The following is a 21,137-nucleotide window of genomic DNA, read 5'->3' as shown; positions in this document are numbered from 1 at the left end:
GAAAGGGTCCTTCTCTTTTATACATGATGACAAGCAACAAAGTGCTCTTCACCAACATTACGGAATTCCGGTACCGTTTGTTTACAAATATCTGTTGCAAATGGGCAACGTGTATGAAAGCGACAACCTGAAGGTGGATTCGCTGGACTTGGAATATCACCCTCTAGTATAATTCGCTCTCGCTTCACTGTTGGATCTGGTATTGGCACAGCGGATAACAATGCTTTTGTATACGGATGAAGTGGATTTATAAATAACTCATCACGTGGCGCTGTTTCCACAATCGTTCCTAAATACATAATTCCAATCTTCGTACATAAATGCTCTACTACGCTTAAATCATGTGAAATGAATAAATAAGATAGTCCTTTTTTCTCCTGTAACTCACTAAATAAATTAATGATTTGTGCTTGAATAGATACATCTAGTGCTGCCACAGGTTCGTCAGCTACAATAAATTCTGGATTTAATACCATAGCTCTTGCGATAACGATACGTTGACGTTGTCCACCAGAAAACTCATGAGGGTACCGGTCAATATGATATGGAGCTAAGCCACATAACTCTAATACTTCTGTCACCTTCTCACGAACATTTTCTTTCGTCGCTAATCCGTGAGCTAACATCGGCTCACCAAGCGCTTCCCCAATTCTCATTCTCGGATTTAATGAGCTAAATGGATCTTGGAAAACAAGTTGCATATTAGGACGATGTTTTCTCAATTCTTCCTTAGATAAAGAGTGAACATCTTGCCCTTTAAACTTCACTTCCCCTTCCGTTTTTTGAACGAGACGTAAAATTGTTTTTCCTATCGTCGTTTTTCCGCTTCCCGATTCACCAACGAGGCCGAACACTTCACCTTTATTAATAGTAAAACTTACCCCATCAACTGCTTTTACATGTCCAACCGTTCTACTAAATATGCCGCCTTTAATTGGAAAATATGTTTTTAAGTTCTTTACTTCTAATAATGGTTCACTCATTGTTCCGCACGCTCCTCATATAACCAGCAAGCAACTTTATGATTCTCATCATGTACATTCAAACTTGGCGCCTCTTCTTTACATATTTCCATACAATGCTCGCAACGGCCACTAAAGTAGCAAAACTCATCTAAACCAACTAAATTAGGAACTTGCCCTGGAATAGAATATAGTTTATCTATTCGTTTACCCATCACTGGTTTTGATTTCAACAAACCTTTCGTATACGGGTGTTTCGGATTTTTGAATATCTCTAGTACTGGGGCTTCTTCAATAACTTTCCCGCCATACATAACGACAACATAATCAGCCATTTCCGCTACGACACCTAAGTCATGTGTAATTAATAAAATCGACGTTTTAAATTCTTCTTTCACTTGTCTTAGTAGATCCAATATTTGAGCCTGAATCGTAACATCAAGAGCCGTTGTCGGTTCATCCGCAATTAATAACTTAGGATTACAACTAAGTGCAACAGCAATCATAATACGTTGTAACATACCACCACTTAGTTCGTGTGGATAAGAATGGACGATTTCATCCGCACGAGCTATGCCGACTTTACGAATTAACTCAATCGCCTTCTTATATGCTTCATTTTTACTAAGCAGTTCATGCACCCTTAACGTCTCTACAATTTGTTCCCCTACAGTAAATACTGGATTTAGCGATGTCATCGGTTCTTGGAAAATCATCGCAATATCATTACCTCGTAAACTACGAAGCTCTTTCTCTTTCATTCCTAAAAGACTTTTTCCTTCATATAAAATATCTCCACCTACTACACTGCCTGATTCAGCAATAAGTCCCATAATAGATAAAGCCGTTACACTTTTCCCGCAACCAGATTCACCTACAACACAAACAGTTTCACCTTCTCGAACTGTAAAACTAACATGATTCACAGCTTTTACTGTTCCTTCTTCTGTCTGAAAGTGTGTTTGTAAGTCTTTCAACTCTACTACCGCTTTACTCATATTCCCTCACCTACCGTCTCATCTTTGGATCTAACGCATCACGAAGTGCATCACCAAGTAAATTAATGGATACAACTGTTATAAAAATTGCAAAACCAGGCGGAATCCATAACCACGGACGCTTTTGGAAATCAATTAATGAGTTCGCTGCACTAATCATATTCCCCCATGACGGTGTAGGCGGGACGACCCCGAGACCTAAGTAGCTTAGTGCGGACTCCCCTAAAATAGAACCTGCAACACCTAATGTGGATACAACAATTAATATTGGTAAAACATTAGGAATTAAGTGATATATAATTTTCCGGTAATCTTTTATCCCTAGCACATCAGCAGCTTGCATAAATGCTTGCTCTCTAAGTGATAAAATTTGACCTCTTACAAGGCGTGCAAGCCCCGGCCAACCTACTAAACTTAAAATAATCATAATGACATATAGACGATAATCAGACGGTACTTTCCACTCCGATAAAATCGCACCCATTATAATAAGTAATGGTAATCCTGGCATCGACATTAAAATATCGGCAAGACGCATAATAATATTATCAACGATGCCACGATAAAATCCTGCAATAGCCCCTAATACAGCTCCTAATATTACTGATAAAACCATAGAAGCTAGGCCAATCGTTAATGAAATTCGCCCTGCTTGCATAAGCCTCGTTAAAATATCTCTCCCTAATTGATCTGTACCGAGCCAATGAGAAAAACTAGGTGGCTTGTTAATTAACGCAACTTGTATTTTCCCTGATGCATATGGTGAAAAGAACGGACCGATAAAACAAAATAAAAACATAAAAATTAATGCATACAATCCTACGAGCGCCATCTTATTTTTCTTTATCTTTTTAAGAGCTTGTCGCCACGGTGATGATTCATTTTTCCTTCTCTTTTTTTCTTTCTTCTCTGCAATCGCTGTAACAGTTTCCATCTCGTTTCCCCCCTTTACTTCAACCGAATACGTGGATCAACAACTGCATATACAATGTCTGCGAAAAAGTTTGAAACAATCGTTAAACAAGAAAGAAACATCGTAAATGCCATCAATACTGTATAATCACGGAAATTAAGCGCCTCTAATTGAATATTACCGATACCTGGCCAGTTAAAAATTTGTTCTATAATAATGGCTCCAGAAAACAATCCAGGTAACTCGAACGCAAGCAATGTAATCGCCGGTAAAATTGCATTTTTTAATGCATGCTTATAAATAACAGTCTTCTCCTTTAAACCTTTCGCACGTGCTGTTCGTATGTAATCTTGTCTAACAACCTCTAACATACTTGTTCTAAAATAACGAGTTAATGAACCTACTCCAAGAAGTGTCAAAATAAATACCGGTAAAATCATATGTTTTGCAACTTCTATCACATAAGCAAACCCAGTAGAATTACTGCCAACATCAATCATCCCACCTATCGGTAATAATTTAAAATCAACTGCGAACACTTTAATTAAAAACAAACCGATAAAGAAGGAAGGAAATGACATCGCTGCAAAAACACCAATTGTTACAAGTTTATCGAATAAAGAATGTTGCTTCGTTGCTGAGAATACACCGATAATAAGTGCAATTAGCCAAATAAAAAATAATGCAATAACTGCTACACTAAACGAGTTCCAAATAAACTTATTTAATAGTGATGTTACAGGTTCTTGATATTGAAGCGAAAAACCAAAGTCTCCTTGCAATGCATTACCTAACCAATGAAAATAGCGCTCGACAATTGGTTTGTTCAATCCATACAATTCCCTAAGCTCAGCTGCTCGTTCCGGTGTAATCTTTGGATTTGAATCAATATAATCACCCGGAAGAAGTGCGAACAGGAAGAAGATAATAATTGATGTTCCAAACAGTGTAGGAATCATTTGTAGCAACCTACGAACGATATATGTTTTCACCCTTTTTCTCTCCAATCTAATGCTTAAAATAGAAGAACATTTTTTCAAATCGGCACATTACTAACCGAATGAAAAAATGTCTTCTACTTATACATTCTTCTCGTTATTTTTCAAATGATAATACTGGTAAGTTTGCACTAATACTATTGTATTTTTCAGGATCAATTCCTTTTATATTCCCGTTATAACCAGTAATTGTTCTGCGATAGTTTAAGAGAATTACTGGTGGATCATCACTTAATTCTTTATAAAGTTCTTTATAGATTGGTTTACGTTTTTCAATATCTACCGTTTCTATACCTTTTTGAATTAACTCATCTACTTTTGCATTTTTATAACCAAGACTCTTCTCATTCGCACTAGATAAATATTCACCAGCTGTTTCACTTGGGTCACTTGTAATCGGTGTTGAAACAGAAGCTAAGTCATAATCACCTTTATTAACTTTTGAAAGCATTGTATTAAAGTCCATGAATTCAGGGTTAAATTCTACACCTATCTCTTTATAATTCTCTTTAGCAATTGGAATTAATAAATCACTATCTTTAGCCGAACTTGGACCGAAATACGAAAGTTTTAATTTTTGACCATCTTTTTCCCGAATTCCATCCGAACCAACTTTCCACCCTGCTTCATCTAGTAACTTTTTCGCTTTTTCTTTGTCATACTCATATTTATTAACGCCTTCTTCTGTGTAAGCCCAAGAAGTCGGATGAATTGGTACATTCGCTACCGTACCGTATCCTTTGTATGCTGTATCAACATATTTTTTACGATCTAATCCGTAGATAAGCGCTTGGCGAACCTTTTTATCCTTTAAATACGGCTTATTATGATTCATATAAACATAACTAAATGATGGTGCTGTTTCGATTTGGATATTTGCGAATTGTAAAGCTTTAGCCTGTTCAAGAACTTCGTCACCAGTACCTAAGCCTGTGTGGTCAACCTCACCTGTTTGAAATAACTGCAACTTCGTATCGCCAGAAGTAATTTTATAAATGAAGTTTTGAATTTTTGGTTTACCCGCATAGTAATTTTCATTTGCTGTAAAACGAACTTCTTGACCTGGAATATACTTTTCAAATTTATATGGACCCGCAGCTAGTGGTTTACCATATAGATCTTTTAAGTAATCTAAACTTGTATTTTGTTTGTAATCTTTTCCGTAATAAGCTTTTGATAGTACCGCGTTACCAAAAACAAATATAGCTTGTGAATTAACCTTTTCAGTCGTAATTTTTATTGTTTGTGGATCGACAACTTGAATACCTTCAATTGAAGTTGCTTTTCCTTCTTTATATTCTTTACCACCTTTAACTGCATATTGAGAGATGTCCACTTCGCCTTCATATGCCTTATCGTGTAAAAGCGTCAATGTAAACGCTACATCATCCGCTGTTAATGGCGAGCCATCGCTAAATTTCAAATCTTTACGTAAATGGAATGTATATGTTAACTGATCAGAAGAAACGTCCCACTTCTCAGCTAATTCTGGAATTGGTTTCCCTTGTTTATCGGTTGATATGAGAGATGCAAAAATAACTGAAGTTACGTTTCCGTCCCAACCATTTTGTTGGAAATATGGTAAAAATACGCCTCCTGGTTTGTTAATCCCAACTACTAACGTATCTTTTCTATTCTTCGCTTTATCTGGCACTTTCGTTTTATCTGTCGCAGCGATCTTTTCAATTTTTATATTTTTTAAATCCTGCTGTTTAACTGGCTCTGTAGAAGCCGTCTCTTCCTGTCCCCCACAAGCAGATAACACAAGCGAACTACTCAGTAATACCGAAAATACACCAGCCCATTTTTTTGTCTTTTTCTTCATTGTCCCCACCCTAACTTTTTAATAGTGATACCCTTTGAACTTATTAGCTTATGTATGCCTCCCACAGCATATTTATAGCCAATCGGAAAAGTCGGTTTTAATCGTAAAAAAATAGATGTTTTTGAGGGGTAACAATCCTATTCCGACCTTTCCGGTAGACTTTATGGTTATTAGCTTATATCGTCCGTTATATTTTGTCAATTCTTTCTAAATAAATATTTTGAGAATTTTTTCAAAATTATTGTTCTATCTTTAATTTAGGTAAACTTAACAAGATACCGTTATAGTTATCTTCTTGTAATCCTTGAATGCGTGCATGATGTGCAGACACAACTTTACTATTATTTAAGAAGATTACAGGCGGATCTTCACTCAACTCCTGGTACAACTTTTTATAAATTTCTTTTCGTTTTTCAATATCTAATGTTTCTAGTGCCTGCTTCGCTAATTCATCTACTTTCGGATTATGGTATCCATCATAGTTTCGTTTACTTGTTGAAACAAACTCTTCAATCGTTCCACTCGGATCATCAATCATTGGCGTAGATACCATCGCTAAATCATAATCACCTTTTATCACTTTTGAAATCATCGTATTAAAGTCCATATATTCTGGGTTAAACTCTACACCAAGCTTTTTATAATCCTCTTTCATCACCGGGATCATTACATCATTTATTTTACTTGCAGAAGAAGCAAAATAACTTACCTTCAATTTTTGACCATCTTTTTCGCGGATTCCATCTGAACCAGCTTTCCATCCAGCCTCATCCAATAATTTCTTCGCTTTCTCTAAGTTATACTCATATTTATTAATACCTTCTTCTGTATACGCCCAAGAAACTGGCGTAATCGGTACATTAACGAGTGAAGCATAACCTTGGAAATACGTATCAACAACTTTTTGACGCTCTAATCCGTAAATAAATGCTTGGCGGACACGCTTATCTTTAAAGTATGGTTTCTTATAATTCATTTTAATGTAGCCGTAAGAGCTTCCTGTATATACATTAATATTGGCAAAACCTAAATCCTTTAACTGTTCAATCGTCTCCGTGTTTGTCGTAAAACCATCATAATCTACTTCCCCGGCTTGAAATTGTTGTAGCTTTGTATCACCTTTTGAAATTTTATAAATAAAGTGCTCAATCTTCGGTTTTCCTTCAAAATAATTTTCATTAGCTACAAATCGAACCTCTTGACCAGGAATATATTTATCTAACTTATAAGCTCCTGCTCCCACCGGCTTCCCATACAACTCTTTTAAGTACTCCAAGTGTCCTTGCTTATACTCTTTCCCGTAATAAGCTTTAGATATAACTTCTCCACCGATTAATGATAGTGTTTGGGCATTTACCTTTTCAGTCGTAATCGTAATTGTTTTCGGATCAATGACTTGAATTCCCTCAATAAAGGTTGCCTTTCCTTCTTTATACGCTTGCCCACCCTTTATTGCTGTTTGACTTATATCAGTCGCTCCACTATAAGTTGGATCGTGTAATAGCGTTAATGTAAATGCTACATCATCTGCAGTTAGTGGTGATCCATCACTAAACTTTAAACCATCTTTCAAATAGAACGTGTATGTAAGCTGATCCTCCGAAATATCCCACTTCTTCGCTAAAATTGGAATTGGTTTTCCTTCCTTATCGAGTCCAACAAGAGGTGCAAAGATAGCTTGCGTTATATTACCATCCCATCCATTCTCCATAAAGTGCGGAAGGAATATCCCTCCAGGACTCGGCATTCCAACTACAAAAGTATCTTTTCTTTCTTTTGCTTTTACGGGACTTTTTGCTTTGTCGCTTGCCTGAATAAATTCATCTTTTACTTTCGGTACGTTCCCAGCTTCGTTTGTACTCGCTTCTTCTTGACCACATCCGGCTAGTAATACTGATACACTCAAAAATGTAGCAATTGCTCCTTTAAAAACATTTTTCATTGCACTATCACCTTTACCTTCTTAATTTTTAACGATGTAGGAACATAGGACTCCTTTCTACAACTATATTCATTATTCCTATAAAAATAGTATGAATTAATTTCAAGATTATTCCTTTCCTTTAAATAGGTCAACCGTTCTCTTTTATTTCTTATTAAAAAATTAAAAATTCACTTCTATTCGTTCCGTATGAAACATAGAATACTAATAACCAATAACCAAAAAGGGGGCGAAAACATGGACAACCTATTCCAATACGTCCTGCACTACGTATTATTAACAATTATGATAGTCGGGGCGCTATTACTATTCCCATTCTTCCCAAAGTTCGTCCTCTTTTTAGCTTTTTTTATTATGCTCGGGATCGCTATTATCATTTCGACAAGAGAAGATACGACACAACAAGAAAACAGAGTTCAGCGTGTAAAGCTGTAACTCTGTTTTTTTGTTTTCAATCATGCTTTGCTGTTACACATACTTATGTCTCGGGAAATAATTAACCGATCTAAAAAGCTCCTAATACTATTTATGTTTCACAACCTATGCAAGTTACGAAACAAAGATTTATCAAATTTACTGTTTCACGTGAAACACAACTTTTATTTATCTCTTAAAGCAAAACAGCAGTATAAAAAGCGAACCCCTTCAGTAAAACTGAAAGGATTCGCTTTTTATTTTTCACTCCACAATATTCTCTAACTCATTATATAACTCCGCTCGTAACAACTCTTTCTTCGTTTTTTCTTCATACAATTGTTCAAGCATTTCAACATCAACTACTTGTTCCATCTTACACTCAAGCGTATATATATCTTCTTCAACATGCATTAACTCGGTTTCAATCTCCTCAATATTCCTAACTTCTTTCTTTTTTACAGGGACTGTTTCCATACTTTTTCTTCCTTGGCGTCGCTGCTTTATCACTTGCGTCTCGAGCTTTTCCTCCCACTTTTGACGCGCCCATGCATAGTTCCCTGCAAACTCAAATAATTTACACTCATCAATCCAATACGTCTTTTCAAATAACTTATTTAAAAAATAACGATCATGTGAAACAGCTAAAATCGTTCCATTATATTGTTCAAGAGCTTCCTCTAAAACTTCTCTTGATTCAATGTCGAGATGATTTGTTGGCTCATCTAAAATTAAAAAATTGATATCTTGATACATAAGTTGCGCAAGTCTTAACCTCATTTTTTCTCCACCGCTCAGTTGCGTTACTTTCTTAAACACCGCTGGACCATAAAATAAAAACTTAGCTAATATATGTCTCGCTTCTCCCTCTGTTACAGCTACACATTCCCTGAAAGCCTCCAATACATTACTCTTCATATTTCCGTACGCATGCTGGGATAAATAACCGATTTTCACACTACTTCCAATTCGAATTTCTCCAGCGTCTGGTTCTATTTCTTCTAATAATAACTTTAATAGCGTTGTCTTTCCTGTACCATTACGACCAACGATAGCTGCACGCTCTTGAAAACGAACATGTAAATTTGCTTCGTTAAATAAAAGATGTTCCGCAAATCTTTTACTCACTTCTTTCATTACAACAACATCTTTTCCACTTCTCTCTTGCCCTTCAAACTGAAGTCCCATTTGTTTTCGTTCTAAAATAGGTTTCTTTAGTTTTTCCATACGTTCCAGTGCACGTTCCATACTTCTTGCTCTCTTATGCAATCCTTCATTTGGAGGATTCGCCTGATTTGCCCATTCACGTAGTCGCTTAATTGCTTCTTTCATTTTCTTTATTTTCTTTTGCTGTTCTTGATAAGCCTGAAACTCCTGAAGCAACCTTTCTTCCTTTTCCTCAACAAACTGAGAATAGTTTGTATGATACACGTGAATCTCTCCATCTTCTAAATCAAAAATCTTCTTTACAACTTCATCAAGAAAATAGCGATCATGTGAAATAACCATAACTGTTCCGTTGTATTCTTTTAAAAATTGCTCTAACCATTCGACTGCAAATAAATCTAAATGATTGGTTGGTTCATCTAATAAAAGTAAATCTGGTTTCTGCAACAGCATGTATGCAAGGCTTACTTTTGTTTGCTCCCCACCACTTAGCTCCAGAAATGATCGATGGAATAGTTCTGTCACCTGTAAACCATTTGCTACCTTCATAATGTTCGCTTCGATTTCATAACCACCAAGAAACGCAAACTTTTCTTGGATGATTCCGTATCTCTCCATTAATTTTTGTAAAACAGAAGATTCCTGTTCTTCCGCCATATGTTTTTCTAAAGTACGCATTTCTCTTTCTAATTCCTTTTCTATTTTAAAAGCGGAACTCAATACTTCATATACAGTCATACTTTCATCAAATTTCGGAATTTGTGCTACATGCCCAATACGTGTACCTTTCTTTATATGAATGGCACCTGCATCCAAACTTTCCATTCCAGTTAAAAGCTGAAAGATTGTTGTCTTTCCACTACCGTTACGACCAACTAATCCAACACGTTCACCATTCTTTATTTCAAGCGATATATTTTCAAATATGATGTTTCCACCAAAAGATTTCGTTACATTATTTACACTACAAATTGTCATTTTCCGTACTCCTTTCAATATAAAAAACCATGGGGAAGAAACACTCCCCATGGTTTTCGGCATAGAAAAAGGAAGCTAAATAGCTCCCTTTTCACACGTTTATTAAAAATGGGTGAAGAGATTTCTATCGTTCTATAGCTACTATGCAATTGTTAAAAAAGGGCAGACGTATCCCGTTAACAACTACATCATGAAAAATCGCACGACAAAAATAGATAAAATCTAAAAATTTGGCACGTGCAGCTAAAGAACGTTTCATCTCATTCACCTCTTTCGTACGGAATTTAATACTTACTTCTTTATTATACTTTCCCATTCCATGTTTGAATAGTCATTTTTCTGAAAATAATGAAGATAGACTAAACATTTCGATAAATGACATCAAATCTTACAAAACTGTTATGTTCACGTAATGGAAAGCGATAGTACGAAAAGATGCCTCCCTATACAATAAAGATGTAAACAAAAGAGACACCAAAAGGAGGAAACAATCATGATGAAGGAAATCGTAAAAGCAATCTTTGAGGTATTAGTGAACGGACAAGCAGTTGTAAAAGAACTAAACGAACTATAAAAAGGAGTGAAAGAATATGATGAACATGGTAAAAATGATTTTACACGCTTTAGTTGATGCAAAAGCAGTTAGCCAAGAATTAAACCAACAATAAAAAGGGGTAAATGAATATGAAGAAAGCCATTATTGTAATCGCAAGTACAGCAATTGCCTTTTACACAATAAAAAATAGAAAAAAGAAGCACAATAAAAACGATCTATATTATCCATACACATTATTAAAGAAAAAATAAAAGACAAGGTACCCTATCTTAATGAGGATATCTTGTCTTTTATTTTTCCTATTCCCTCTAAAGGATTTTCCTCTTCTTTTCCCGAATGTATTAAGCGGGATTTTTACACATATTTTAAAGGGGCATATATACAAATGGATACACAACAACTATACTTTTTAAACGATATCGGCAAACAAAAACCAGAAAGCATCCGGAATAGAAGCGCTGCATGTCCTTTTTGTGACAGAGAAAATTTAACGGATATTTTAGCAACTGAAGGCTCAATTATTTGGCTAAAAAACAAATTTCCTACATTAAAAGATACATTTCAAACGGTGCTAATCAAAACAGATAATTGTGAAGATCATATTGCGACATATACAGAAGAACATATGCGATCGTTAATCCGTTTCTCCATTAAACATTGGTTAAACTTACAGAAGAATGAAGAGTTCACATCTGTAATTTTATACAAAAATCATGGTCCATTCTCAGGTGGAAGTTTGCATCATGCACACATGCAGATTATTGGAATGAAATATGTAAACTACCTCGATAACGTAGAACAGGACAATTTCCAAGGAGTAATTGTACAAAAGAACGAACACATTGAACTCAACATTTCAGATCGTCCCATTATCGGTTTTACTGAATTTAATATCATTATTGAAGATATTGGATGCATAGATGAACTAGCAAATTATATTCAGCAAACTGTACGTTACATACTGACAGATTTCCATAAAGGATGTAGTAGTTATAACTTATTCTTCTATTACTTAAACGAAAAAATCATTTGTAAAGTTGTTCCTAGATTTGTCGTTTCACCGTTATATGTAGGATATAAAATACCGCAAGTTTCCACAAAACTAGAAGACTTGACACTCCCACGGCTAAAGCCGCAAGCTGACTAACGTCAATGGGATTCTTGCTACCAAAGGCGACGTCTATTTCTAGTATCGCTGACGTGCAAGATTGCGGTGTGCCATCACCACTCCGTATCCAGTGCATCTAGCAGATACGGCACTCGTTCTATTACCAAACGAGTCAGATTGTGAGTTCTCAAATGTGTTTTAGCGTCTTGTACTTGACGACTCAATACATTTTACGGAGCAGAAGAATTTGTTACTCCAACCTCATATGTATTCTGTTTTCAGAGAACAAGATTGTTTTAGAGACTTTTACTTGTCTGTTATGAAAATTATACCATTTCAAATACTTGATGTACAGAACATACTTTCGGTATTTTATCTGTACATCGCATTTGACCTCACTATCATCCCACCCCTAAAGGGGGTACTATCGCACCGTAGTGGGCTTTCCTATTCGGAAAATCTGTAAAAATACAACTAGCAGCGTATTTCACAAAACAAAACGACGTGATTATCCATAAAAAAATAGAGTAGGTATCAAAAACCTACTCTTTAATTACACCTTTATTTCGATAGTACACATCTTCTAATCCGATGTTATACTTCATGTTATTATCCGTCCACTCTGGCCCTAAATTCCCTGGCCATCCAGATGTATTTGCTATATATTTTAATAATGCAAAATCCGTCAAACCTTTTTGCACCCCGCGCTTATATCCTTTCATTAAATGCGGCATTGCAATTTGCGCATTTGTACGTGGATCTTTCAGCTCGTCATCAGTTAAATGATCCGGTGCAAGTCCACCACCGCGATGCAATTGAAACAATCCGAATGAAGTTCCGTTATCTCCAACACTTCTTGGATTTAATCGACTTTCATGTTCGGCAATTGTAAGAGGTATCCATTCTGGAAGATTGACTTTCTTTGCTTCCTCTATAATAATTTGTTTCATCTGTTTTGCTTCTTCTGAGTCAACATAGCTTGTCTCATTTACTAATTTGCCCATTCCTTCAGACTTTCCTTGGAAATATAAGTACACTCCAAGAACAACTAAAAATCCTACAAAGAATTTCTTCACTACCTCTACCTCTTTCTCCGCTGAAATTTGTCCCCTTTCAGCCTTCTTCCCTTTACAATTACCCACATTCTATCATTCTCTTACTCTTTTATCATAGCAAATAACTATACATATTATCATCATGCTTTAGACCGATTTTGTGAAAAAACAGCTGGTAAATACGTGCAAAAATGTAACTTCCATAGACTATAACTTATTTCTTGTATATAATTGTAAATTGAACTCTACATATAGAATAGGAGCAGACCAAATGAAAAAGTGCATAATACTCTTGTTCAGTATTTTACTTCTTATCCCTATCCACACCTTTGCACAAACGTCATCAAAACCAAAAGTACTTGTTTTATATAGTACAAAAGAAGATAAAATTACAAATAATATTCAAATTCTTAACACTCAATTAGGACATTTTACAAACGATATAACTACGAAAAGTTTAAACAAGGCTCATGAAATTACTAATTCATCTTCTTATACACATATTGTCTATATCGGTGAACAAAAAGAAGAGTTTCCTACTGAAGCAAAACAACTTATAGAAAATTTCTCAGGTCCAGTATTAGTTTTAGGGCAAAATGTTGAACAATTATCTAATCGCTTTTCATTCATTACCCTAAAGGATAATGATATACGAACTAATAAAATCGAATATCCAAGTAATAAATTAAAAAACACTCTAGAAGAAGAACGTTTGATTCAATCTTTTGATACAAACGGAACTATTCTTGCTAACGCTTTAAGCTCAAATAACAAGAACCCACTAATCGTTCAACATGAAACATCTTACTACGTTGCAACACCAAATCTCTTTGACTGGATTTCTCATTACGTCGGTGAAATGCTATTTTCTTACTTTGGACAAAAACCAACGACAAATACAGTAGAAGCTTATTTACGTCTTGAAGACGTTCATCCAGCCGCAGATATAAATCAATTAAAAGAAATTGCTGAATTACTAAAAGAGAAAAAGATCCCCTACATGATGACAGTCATACCAGTATATAAAGATCCTGATACAGGAAAGACAGTACATTTAAAAGATAAACCCGAACTAGTCGATCTTTTACGCTCTATGCAAGACGATGGTGCAGCAATTATTATGCATGGTTATACTCACCAATTTTATGATAGCGAAACCGGTGAAGGTTTTGAATTTTGGGACGTAAAAACAGACCAGCCAATTCGTCAACCAAATCATGAACAACCAAAATCAAAAAATGACTTTCCTACTATAGATGCCTATAATGCATACGTAAAAAAAGGGGAAGAATTTGAAGAAAAATATACAACTGATCATATTGAAAAAGGCATTCAAGAACTTGTAGATGCCAAATTATATCCTGTCGCATTTGAAGCACCTCATTACACGATGTCTCAAAAAGGATATGAAATACTATCAAGATACTTTTCAACTTATGTAGGACAACTACAGTTAAGTGATACAACTTGGAAATCCATGCACTCACCATTTTATACAAGTACCCCATCCTTTTTACATGGCATGAAATTAATGCCTGAAACAGTTGGATTTATTGAAGAAGATAAGCCACATGCTATCGCTAAAATGAAAGAACGTGCTGTATCTGTTGCAAAACTATCTGACGGCATTATCGGTGCATTCTATCATCCTTACTTAGGTGTGAAACCATTAAAAGAAGTACTAAAGGATCTAGAAAGTATTCCAAATATAGAATGGATTGATTTACAAAAAGAAACAAATGAAGTAAAAATGAAGGATATTCATATTACTACTAATAAAGATGGCATTCACGTTGAAAAACCAACGAGCGCAAGCGACATAATGGATTATGTAAAACAATATGGATTCTTCCTTATACTTGGTTTCTTCATCATTGTCTTTCTATTGTTATTAAGACGTGCTAAAAAATTAGAATCCTAAAATAAAACCAAAACGCGGCATATTATTAATAACCCATTGATTATGTTAATAAATAAATTCAACTTCCACTTTTTCCGTTACATTATCATAGTCATTATACGTTTCTACCTGCGCTTTTATTTTTCCATCCTTTAACTCGGCAGAAATAATTTTTGTAAATTTAGTTGCTGCTTTTGATCCTGGATCTCCAATAGCATAGTACATTTTTCCATTTAACTCTTTCATATACTTACTCTTCATATACTCTGCTATAAATGATTTTGAGAAATACGTAGATAGCGTAGTCTCTAAATTATCCTTCGTATTATAAATAGGGGTCACTAATTCCCCGTATGACAAATCCCCTACTCGTTTTGGATTTCCTGTTAGTGCAGCCATTTGAACATTAGTAAGTTCCTTCTGTGCATTCCATACTTTCTGTAACATAACATCATCTGCTAATTTCTTATCTTTTACTTCATTTGATTTCTTTGTATCTAGATTCATGATAGTGCCATTATCCGTATAGAGGTACATATCTCCTGCTACAAAATATAAATAAGATTTAGTTGGTTCAACCGCTTTATTATAAATTACTTTTTCATTTCCTCCATTCATTCTCTTCTTATATACTCCATCCTTTTTTATATAATAAAAAGTGTCCCCTTTCACATTCATCTGCAAGGCATCCTTTACCAATAACTTTTCATTATTTTGTTGAACGTCTATTTCATATATGCCATGCTCAGCTTCATTTGTTTCAAAAGGTAACGAAAAGTCGACAACAGCATATAATTTTTCATTATCATATGTAGCACTAGATATTGTTGCATAATTTGCTTTTGACCAAGTTTTATTATCTTTTGTAACTTGTGTTCCACGATTTTTATTCCAATGTAGAATACTATCATCTATCGTTTGAGACCAACCAGAATTTTTAAATGCCGCTTCTTCTTCCTGTCCCGTTTTCAAATCCATTTTTACAATCCCTACAATATCAAAACCACCATGCTCAGAATATTTTTTCGGATAAAATAAAGTTTGGTCTTTTATATAAACATAATTTGTATCCGCTTTTAACGTGTCTAGCTTTTTGTTAGATATATCATACTTCATTAAAGAAGATAATCCCGCATTCTTATCTTCATCCGTATGAATAAAATATAAAACCTTGTTTTTTATATTTATGTAAGAAGCATTTACACCTTCCACTACACGTTCCGAAGTCTGAAATTGATCTTTCGTACGATAAATGCCTCCTGTATTTTCATTACCATTTACTGCATAGTAAACCCATCCATCACTCTCTGCCATCTTCCCTTTATTAGAACTGTTTCCAACCGTATTGCCATTTTTCTCATTTTCTTTCATCTGTTTTTCAACTACTGGATCAATTTGTTCTTCTTTATTTTCTTGTGTTACGTTTGAATTGATAGCCTTTTTTTCTGCTTCACATCCAAACGCTGCAAGTGAAAGTGTACCGATCATCATTGTAATAGCTATTTTTTTATATGCTCTCCCCATTCTCTTCCCTACTTCCTTCATCAAATTAAACACATCATAAATTATAGAAAACATTAGAAAAAATATCCATAATAAAAGGGATAAGAGTAACGCTCCTATCCTTTCAAATAAAGTGAAACTTTAATGTCCATCCCCCACTGGTTATTAGTTGAACCAATCAGGCTTTTACGGGCAGTTGATCTCCCACCTAACTCCTCCGCATTAGTCGAATTTTGAGGTGGGAGTCTTATTGCCCGTTAATGTGGGGTAAAATTGAATCGTATTTTCATATATCGTTTTCATAACCTTATCAACAGACATGTTTTTTATAACACTAATTTCCTTTAGTACCTCTCTAATCATTCCCGGATGCGTCATAACATCGTCTTGAAACTCCCACGGTCCATCTGTTTCTACCATCATATATTCAAGAGGATAATACGAAACAATTTTTCTAATCTTATCCTTATGTAAAACATCTGGTGTAATAGAAATATAATAACCGTTCCTCATCATACGTTTCATTGTTGTTTCACTTCCTTTAAACCAGTGAAAGTGTGCACGCGAAACTTTATATTTCTCCAATAAATCACATACAATATCAGCATCTTCATACACTGCATGCAATATAATTGGTAAATCATATTTACTAGCTAGTTCAACAAACCGTTGTAACACTGATATATACGAATTGACAGCAATGCGCTCATCTTCTTTTCTTAAATAATACGGTAAGCCAACTTCACCAATCGCAACTATATCCTCTACATGCTCTTCAATTAATTTATAAATTTTCTCACATTCTTCTTTATGAATCGGTTGCTCCGGATGAAAACCTATTGCTGGATGTACAAAAGGATATCGCTTTGCTAAGGATAAAGTTTCTTTACTTGATTGATAATTCATAGATACTGCAATAAGCCCCTTTATCTCTTTACTATGCTCCACATCTTTAAGTAATTTACTTTTCTCTTCATCCTTATATTGGTCAACATGTATATGACTATCAATCCACTTCACCTTTATTCCCCCATAAAAAAAACAAGAAAGGATCTCCCTTCTTGTTTTGTCATCTATATTATTTAACAATTAAGTTTGTTATGATATCAAATAATCCAATACATACTACGGCAACAGTAAAGTAGCTACAGAAATCTTTAATTGGAAACTTCACTACTTCTTCTTTACGCATCCCACTCTTCTCCCTTCTTACTATATCCCTAATTATTTTTATCTATTTGTATCTATTATGCAAAAAATATGACAAATTTACTATCGAATTAACTTACGTAAACCTTACAATGTTGTAAGGTTTATAAAAAGGGCCTCATCTCCATACAGATGAGGCTATTAAAAAGTAGTTGGTTTTTCATTCTTCATTCATATTACAAACAGAAAGTAATACAGTGAGACTTTCTAATTACACTATATAAAATTCACTATCTTTTAACCATCGAATTACATTACAGAATACTTACATGTTTGTAAGCTATGTGTAATGTAATTCGATAGTTTCTCTTACTGACATCTCGTACAATAAAGTTAGCAAGTAAGCCAAATAAGAAGAACACTCACATAACCAAATTACATTGCTAGTAGCTACTCTTCTTATACCTTTCACTCATGCTACTACAATGTACCCCCTTCCCCTTTATATATTAAAAAAAGCCTTAGTCCATATGGACCAAGGCTTTTTTGTACACATCAAAATACCCATACCCAGTATTTTTATTTTCGACAAAAAATAGGTGGGGGTATAATTCGCTATCTCATCGCTAAAAGTTTACTCTTTGCATTAATGGGAATATTTACAGCTTCAATTTCTTCAATTGACTCGCCGTAGCGTCCTTTTGCGTACACTTTTAATGTTTCATCTCTCTTTAACATATGCTTAACAGTCTTCTTTATTTTTTGTTCTCTTCCACGTTCGTCAAATGCAATAAATTCATATTCATACCACTCATCGCCAATATGCTGACCAATTGTATTCACAACCGTATAGTATTCTTTCGTCTTATAAAATGGATTATATTTATCGATAACCGGTCCAAGTTTCGTAGGTAGTAACATTATTACTATGACTATCATCGCTATTATAGTAGTGATCATTTTTTTCTTCATAATAAACATTCCTCCTCTGCAGGATATATATACATCCATTTTAAAAAGAAGGAATACAATCTACTATTGAATCTCATTACATTACACTTACATTTTTGTAAGAATTAAAAAAAGGTGAACGAATTTACTCGTTCACCTTTTAGCTCGCTTTAAAGCCTCCGCCAAGTACATCACGTACATCATGGATAACGACGAAAGCATCGTCATCTACTCGACTAATAACTTGCTTTAACTTAACAAGCTCTTGTTTATTAATAACAACATATAAAACTTCTTTATTTTTACCAGTATATCCGCCGCGCCCTTCTAATACAGTAACGCCGCGTGTCATGTTTTTCGTAATAGCCTCACGTATTAACTCTGGTTGATTTGAAATAATTGTAACAGCCGTTTTTGTGTCCATTCCTTCTACAATAAAATCAATTACTTTCGCTCCGATGAATACTGCAACAAGTGTGTACATCGCTTTTTCTTGCCCTATTATAAATACAGAACCAGCAATTACAACGATATCAATAATAAGTACACCTTTTCCGACACTCCAACCTAAATATTGATTTGCTAACCGTGCTAAAATTGCCGATCCCCCTGATGTACCTCCAGCTTTGAACATACAGCCTAATCCGATACCGACAAATACACCAGCAAATAGTGCCGCTAATAACGTATCACTATTTACATGGTACTCAATATGTTCCGTAACATATAAAAACAAAGATGTTTCTACAATCCCTAAAATTGTATAAACCATCGTTTTCTTATCAAAAAATTTATAACCAACAGCTAGTAAAATTGCATTTATAGCAAAATTCACAATCCCCGGCGACCAATCAAATAAATAGTACGTAACAACCGTTAAACCAATAATTCCACCCTCTGATAGACGGTTTGGAATTGCAAAGTAATTAATACCAATTGCGAATAATAATGAACCAATTGTAATTAGTGTTATTTCCTTTATACGTTGATTAACCATAGTTCATACCCTCCCCCCATTTGACATTGTATCACTATCTCCTAGAGGTTTAGAAGTTGTTTTTATTCAGCATTTTTCCTCATAAAGACCAGGATATTATGTTTAAACAGAGGGGTGATTAATTATTCACATTTGCTCTAACTATACGGACAAATTGCTCCACATTCCCCTTCTGAATATACTTAGCTCGGATGGTTTCATGATTACAAGTAAATTCAAAATACGGACGGAAATCTATGCTTTCTATATGCAAATATGAGTATTCTTTAAATGTTGAAGGATAGTAAGGAAATTTCCCGTAAAACAGGAGACGTCTAGTAGTCGCAACAAAAATCCCATGTTGATAACATAACGTGAAATGTTCCTTCTCAAAAACCCCCACCACAAAGGCTAAAACATTTTCGTCATTCCCTAAAAACTTTTTTATACTTAATAAAAGTTCATTCATGCATTCCCCTCCAAATACTATTCTTGAAAAGAATCCATGGATTGTTACAAACCGGTTTAACCCCTTTATAAAGTATGAAACGCGTTTCCTGTCAAAGGTATTTCAAAAAAATAATCCGTTATGCACTTATACACATAACGGATTAAAACTACACTGTAGATCGCTCCACAAGTTCATATGGAATTTCCACCTTTTCTTGTTTAGAACTCTCGTCACTTATTTGCCGATAAAACATTTCAAAAGCCGCTTTTCCTATTCCCTTCAAATTTTGATCAATGGTTGTAAGTTGTAACACTTGCGAAATAGGTTGGTTATCCAAACCAATAATCGCTAAATTCTCAGGAACTTGAATACCCAATTTCCCAACTTCCGTCATAACCCCAATCGCAACTTCATCTCCTGCTACTATTAATGCTTCAGGAAGATGCTGCATCTTCTTTAATTTATGAGCCACTCTCACACCATCTTCTAACGTAAAACATTCTGTGAAAATCCATTCTTCATTCACTTCTTCATCTATAGATTGCAATTGACGCTTATACACATCAAAACGCTTTTGACTACTCGGTCCTAGCTTTCTCCCCGTGCAATAACCAATTTTTTTATAACCTTTTTCAATAAGGTGATTCATTCCTAGCTGGAAAGCTGCCGAATGATTTGTATATACACTTGAGATATTTGAAATATCATTGTCTTCACAAGCAATGATTGTGCCGTACGAAGCATACGGTTCTATCATTTCCCAATCATTTGCACGCGAACAAATAATAAGGCCATCCAATTGTTTCGTTTTTAACATATGTAAACTTTTCATTTCTTCTTTTTTATTATAGTTTGTTTGGCAAAGTAGCACCCTGTAGTTATGAGTTAACGCTCCCTCCATCATTCCCCCTACCATTGCATCGAAGCTCGGGTGATTAATGTAAGGGAGAATTACACCAACAATATTCGTCTTTCCTTTTGATAAATGAACAGCATTTGCGTTTTGTGAGTAATTCAATTTCTCAACTATTTCTAAAACAACTCTCCTTTTTTCTTCACTTACGTATGGATGATCATTTAGCACCCTCGAAACAGTTGTAACTGAAACCCCAGCCATCTTGGCGATATCTTTAATATTAGCCATACACTCACCTCTACTTTTAAATTAATAAATTCCATGAACATATGTCAAACCTTCTCATCATTACACCTTCATTCGTTTTTCTTACAAAAGTGTAATTTTCCTGTAAGCTAATTCGATAGTTACTTCTTGCGATATTTCATACAATTA

General features: G+C 34.8%; 19 protein-coding genes. 4 read left to right on the top strand and 15 right to left on the bottom strand.

All coding sequences use genetic code 11. The annotated features are described in order from the left end of the window. Positions 1-17 precede the first annotated feature (17 nt). The 6 genes from PDQ68_RS19335 to PDQ68_RS19310 all read right to left on the bottom strand — a co-directional run bounded on the left by PDQ68_RS19335 (position 18) and on the right by PDQ68_RS19310 (position 7,638). A complete protein-coding gene (locus tag PDQ68_RS19335; RefSeq protein WP_001294511.1) occupies positions 18-983 on the bottom strand; it encodes an ABC transporter ATP-binding protein in 966 nt (321 codons plus the stop codon). Further along, positions 980-1,960, bottom strand: coding sequence for an ABC transporter ATP-binding protein (locus PDQ68_RS19330; protein ID WP_061183212.1), 981 nt, complete (start codon positions 1,958-1,960; stop codon positions 980-982). The genes PDQ68_RS19335 and PDQ68_RS19330 overlap by 4 nt, the downstream gene beginning before the upstream one ends. A gap of 10 nt (positions 1,961-1,970) precedes the next feature. Continuing rightward, on the bottom strand, positions 1,971-2,894 hold the full coding sequence (gene opp4C, locus PDQ68_RS19325; protein WP_061183213.1) for an oligopeptide ABC transporter permease: 924 nt from the start codon (positions 2,892-2,894) through the stop codon (positions 1,971-1,973). A gap of 14 nt (positions 2,895-2,908) precedes the next feature. Further along, complete coding sequence (locus tag PDQ68_RS19320) at positions 2,909-3,865, bottom strand: ABC transporter permease (RefSeq protein ID WP_000860737.1); 957 nt, start codon at positions 3,863-3,865, stop codon at positions 2,909-2,911. Positions 3,866-3,968: 103 nt separating this feature from the next. After that, the gene (locus PDQ68_RS19315) at positions 3,969-5,696 is read right to left on the bottom strand and encodes an ABC transporter substrate-binding protein (RefSeq protein WP_061183214.1); all 1,728 of its coding nucleotides are present in this window, start codon (positions 5,694-5,696) and stop codon (positions 3,969-3,971) included. Positions 5,697-5,934: 238 nt separating this feature from the next. Next, complete coding sequence (locus PDQ68_RS19310) at positions 5,935-7,638, bottom strand: ABC transporter substrate-binding protein (protein WP_061183215.1); 1,704 nt, start codon at positions 7,636-7,638, stop codon at positions 5,935-5,937. 237 nt (positions 7,639-7,875) lie between these two features. Here PDQ68_RS19310 and PDQ68_RS19305 point away from each other — a divergent pair, with 237 nt between their 5' ends. Beyond that, positions 7,876-8,073 (top strand): hypothetical protein, encoded by a 198-nt coding sequence (locus tag PDQ68_RS19305; RefSeq protein WP_016716287.1) that lies wholly within the window; start codon positions 7,876-7,878, stop codon positions 8,071-8,073. Between the two features lie 243 nt (positions 8,074-8,316). Here the strand turns inward: PDQ68_RS19305 and abc-f are convergent, their stop codons facing one another. Continuing rightward, on the bottom strand, positions 8,317-10,197 hold the full coding sequence (gene abc-f, locus PDQ68_RS19300) for a ribosomal protection-like ABC-F family protein (protein WP_016716286.1): 1,881 nt from the start codon (positions 10,195-10,197) through the stop codon (positions 8,317-8,319). A 124-nt stretch (positions 10,198-10,321) separates the two neighbouring features. After that, positions 10,322-10,456 carry an RAxF-45 family protein gene (locus PDQ68_RS19295; protein ID WP_000830641.1) on the bottom strand — a complete coding sequence of 45 codons (135 nt, stop codon included), beginning with the start codon at positions 10,454-10,456 and terminating at the stop codon, positions 10,322-10,324. 419 nt (positions 10,457-10,875) lie between these two features. On the opposite strand from PDQ68_RS19295, the gene PDQ68_RS19290 reads away from it, so the two are divergent. Next, a complete protein-coding gene (locus PDQ68_RS19290) occupies positions 10,876-11,004 on the top strand; it encodes a hypothetical protein (RefSeq protein ID WP_003266122.1) in 129 nt (42 codons plus the stop codon). Positions 11,005-11,138: 134 nt separating this feature from the next. Then, positions 11,139-11,900, top strand: coding sequence for a DUF4931 domain-containing protein (locus PDQ68_RS19285; RefSeq protein ID WP_016716285.1), 762 nt, complete (start codon positions 11,139-11,141; stop codon positions 11,898-11,900). A gap of 503 nt (positions 11,901-12,403) precedes the next feature. On the opposite strand, the gene PDQ68_RS19280 is transcribed toward PDQ68_RS19285, so the two are convergent. Continuing rightward, positions 12,404-12,937, bottom strand: a complete 534-nt coding sequence (locus tag PDQ68_RS19280) for a transglycosylase SLT domain-containing protein (protein ID WP_000713259.1) — start codon at positions 12,935-12,937, stop codon at positions 12,404-12,406. 250 nt (positions 12,938-13,187) lie between these two features. Between PDQ68_RS19280 and PDQ68_RS19275 the strand changes: the two genes are divergently transcribed. Next, the gene (locus tag PDQ68_RS19275) at positions 13,188-14,837 is read left to right on the top strand and encodes a DUF2334 domain-containing protein (RefSeq protein WP_061183216.1); all 1,650 of its coding nucleotides are present in this window, start codon (positions 13,188-13,190) and stop codon (positions 14,835-14,837) included. A 45-nt stretch (positions 14,838-14,882) separates the two neighbouring features. Here the strand turns inward: PDQ68_RS19275 and PDQ68_RS19270 are convergent, their stop codons facing one another. From PDQ68_RS19270 to PDQ68_RS19245, 6 genes are all read right to left on the bottom strand, one after another. Continuing rightward, entirely contained in the window at positions 14,883-16,340 is a 1,458-nt protein-coding gene (locus tag PDQ68_RS19270) for a DL-endopeptidase inhibitor IseA family protein (protein ID WP_270786917.1), read from the bottom strand. A 201-nt stretch (positions 16,341-16,541) separates the two neighbouring features. Beyond that, on the bottom strand, positions 16,542-17,339 hold the full coding sequence (locus PDQ68_RS19265) for a TatD family hydrolase (protein ID WP_061183218.1): 798 nt from the start codon (positions 17,337-17,339) through the stop codon (positions 16,542-16,544). Positions 17,340-18,083: 744 nt separating this feature from the next. Further along, the gene (locus PDQ68_RS19260; protein WP_000728419.1) at positions 18,084-18,440 is read right to left on the bottom strand and encodes a YxeA family protein; all 357 of its coding nucleotides are present in this window, start codon (positions 18,438-18,440) and stop codon (positions 18,084-18,086) included. A 139-nt stretch (positions 18,441-18,579) separates the two neighbouring features. Continuing rightward, positions 18,580-19,416: a YitT family protein gene (locus PDQ68_RS19255; protein ID WP_000248047.1), complete on the bottom strand. Its 837-nt coding sequence runs from the start codon at positions 19,414-19,416 to the stop codon at positions 18,580-18,582. A gap of 118 nt (positions 19,417-19,534) precedes the next feature. After that, the gene (locus tag PDQ68_RS19250; RefSeq protein WP_061183219.1) at positions 19,535-19,864 is read right to left on the bottom strand and encodes a PH domain-containing protein; all 330 of its coding nucleotides are present in this window, start codon (positions 19,862-19,864) and stop codon (positions 19,535-19,537) included. A 148-nt stretch (positions 19,865-20,012) separates the two neighbouring features. Continuing rightward, on the bottom strand, positions 20,013-20,990 hold the full coding sequence (locus PDQ68_RS19245; RefSeq protein ID WP_001273929.1) for a LacI family DNA-binding transcriptional regulator: 978 nt from the start codon (positions 20,988-20,990) through the stop codon (positions 20,013-20,015). Positions 20,991-21,137: the final 147 nt, after the last annotated feature.

It is taken from the genome of Bacillus cereus group sp. Bc010 (assembly GCF_027716745.1).
In the GTDB taxonomy this organism is placed as follows: Bacteria; Bacillota; Bacilli; order Bacillales; family Bacillaceae_G; genus Bacillus_A; species Bacillus_A pacificus.
This window is presented reverse-complemented; position numbering and strand designations above follow the sequence as displayed.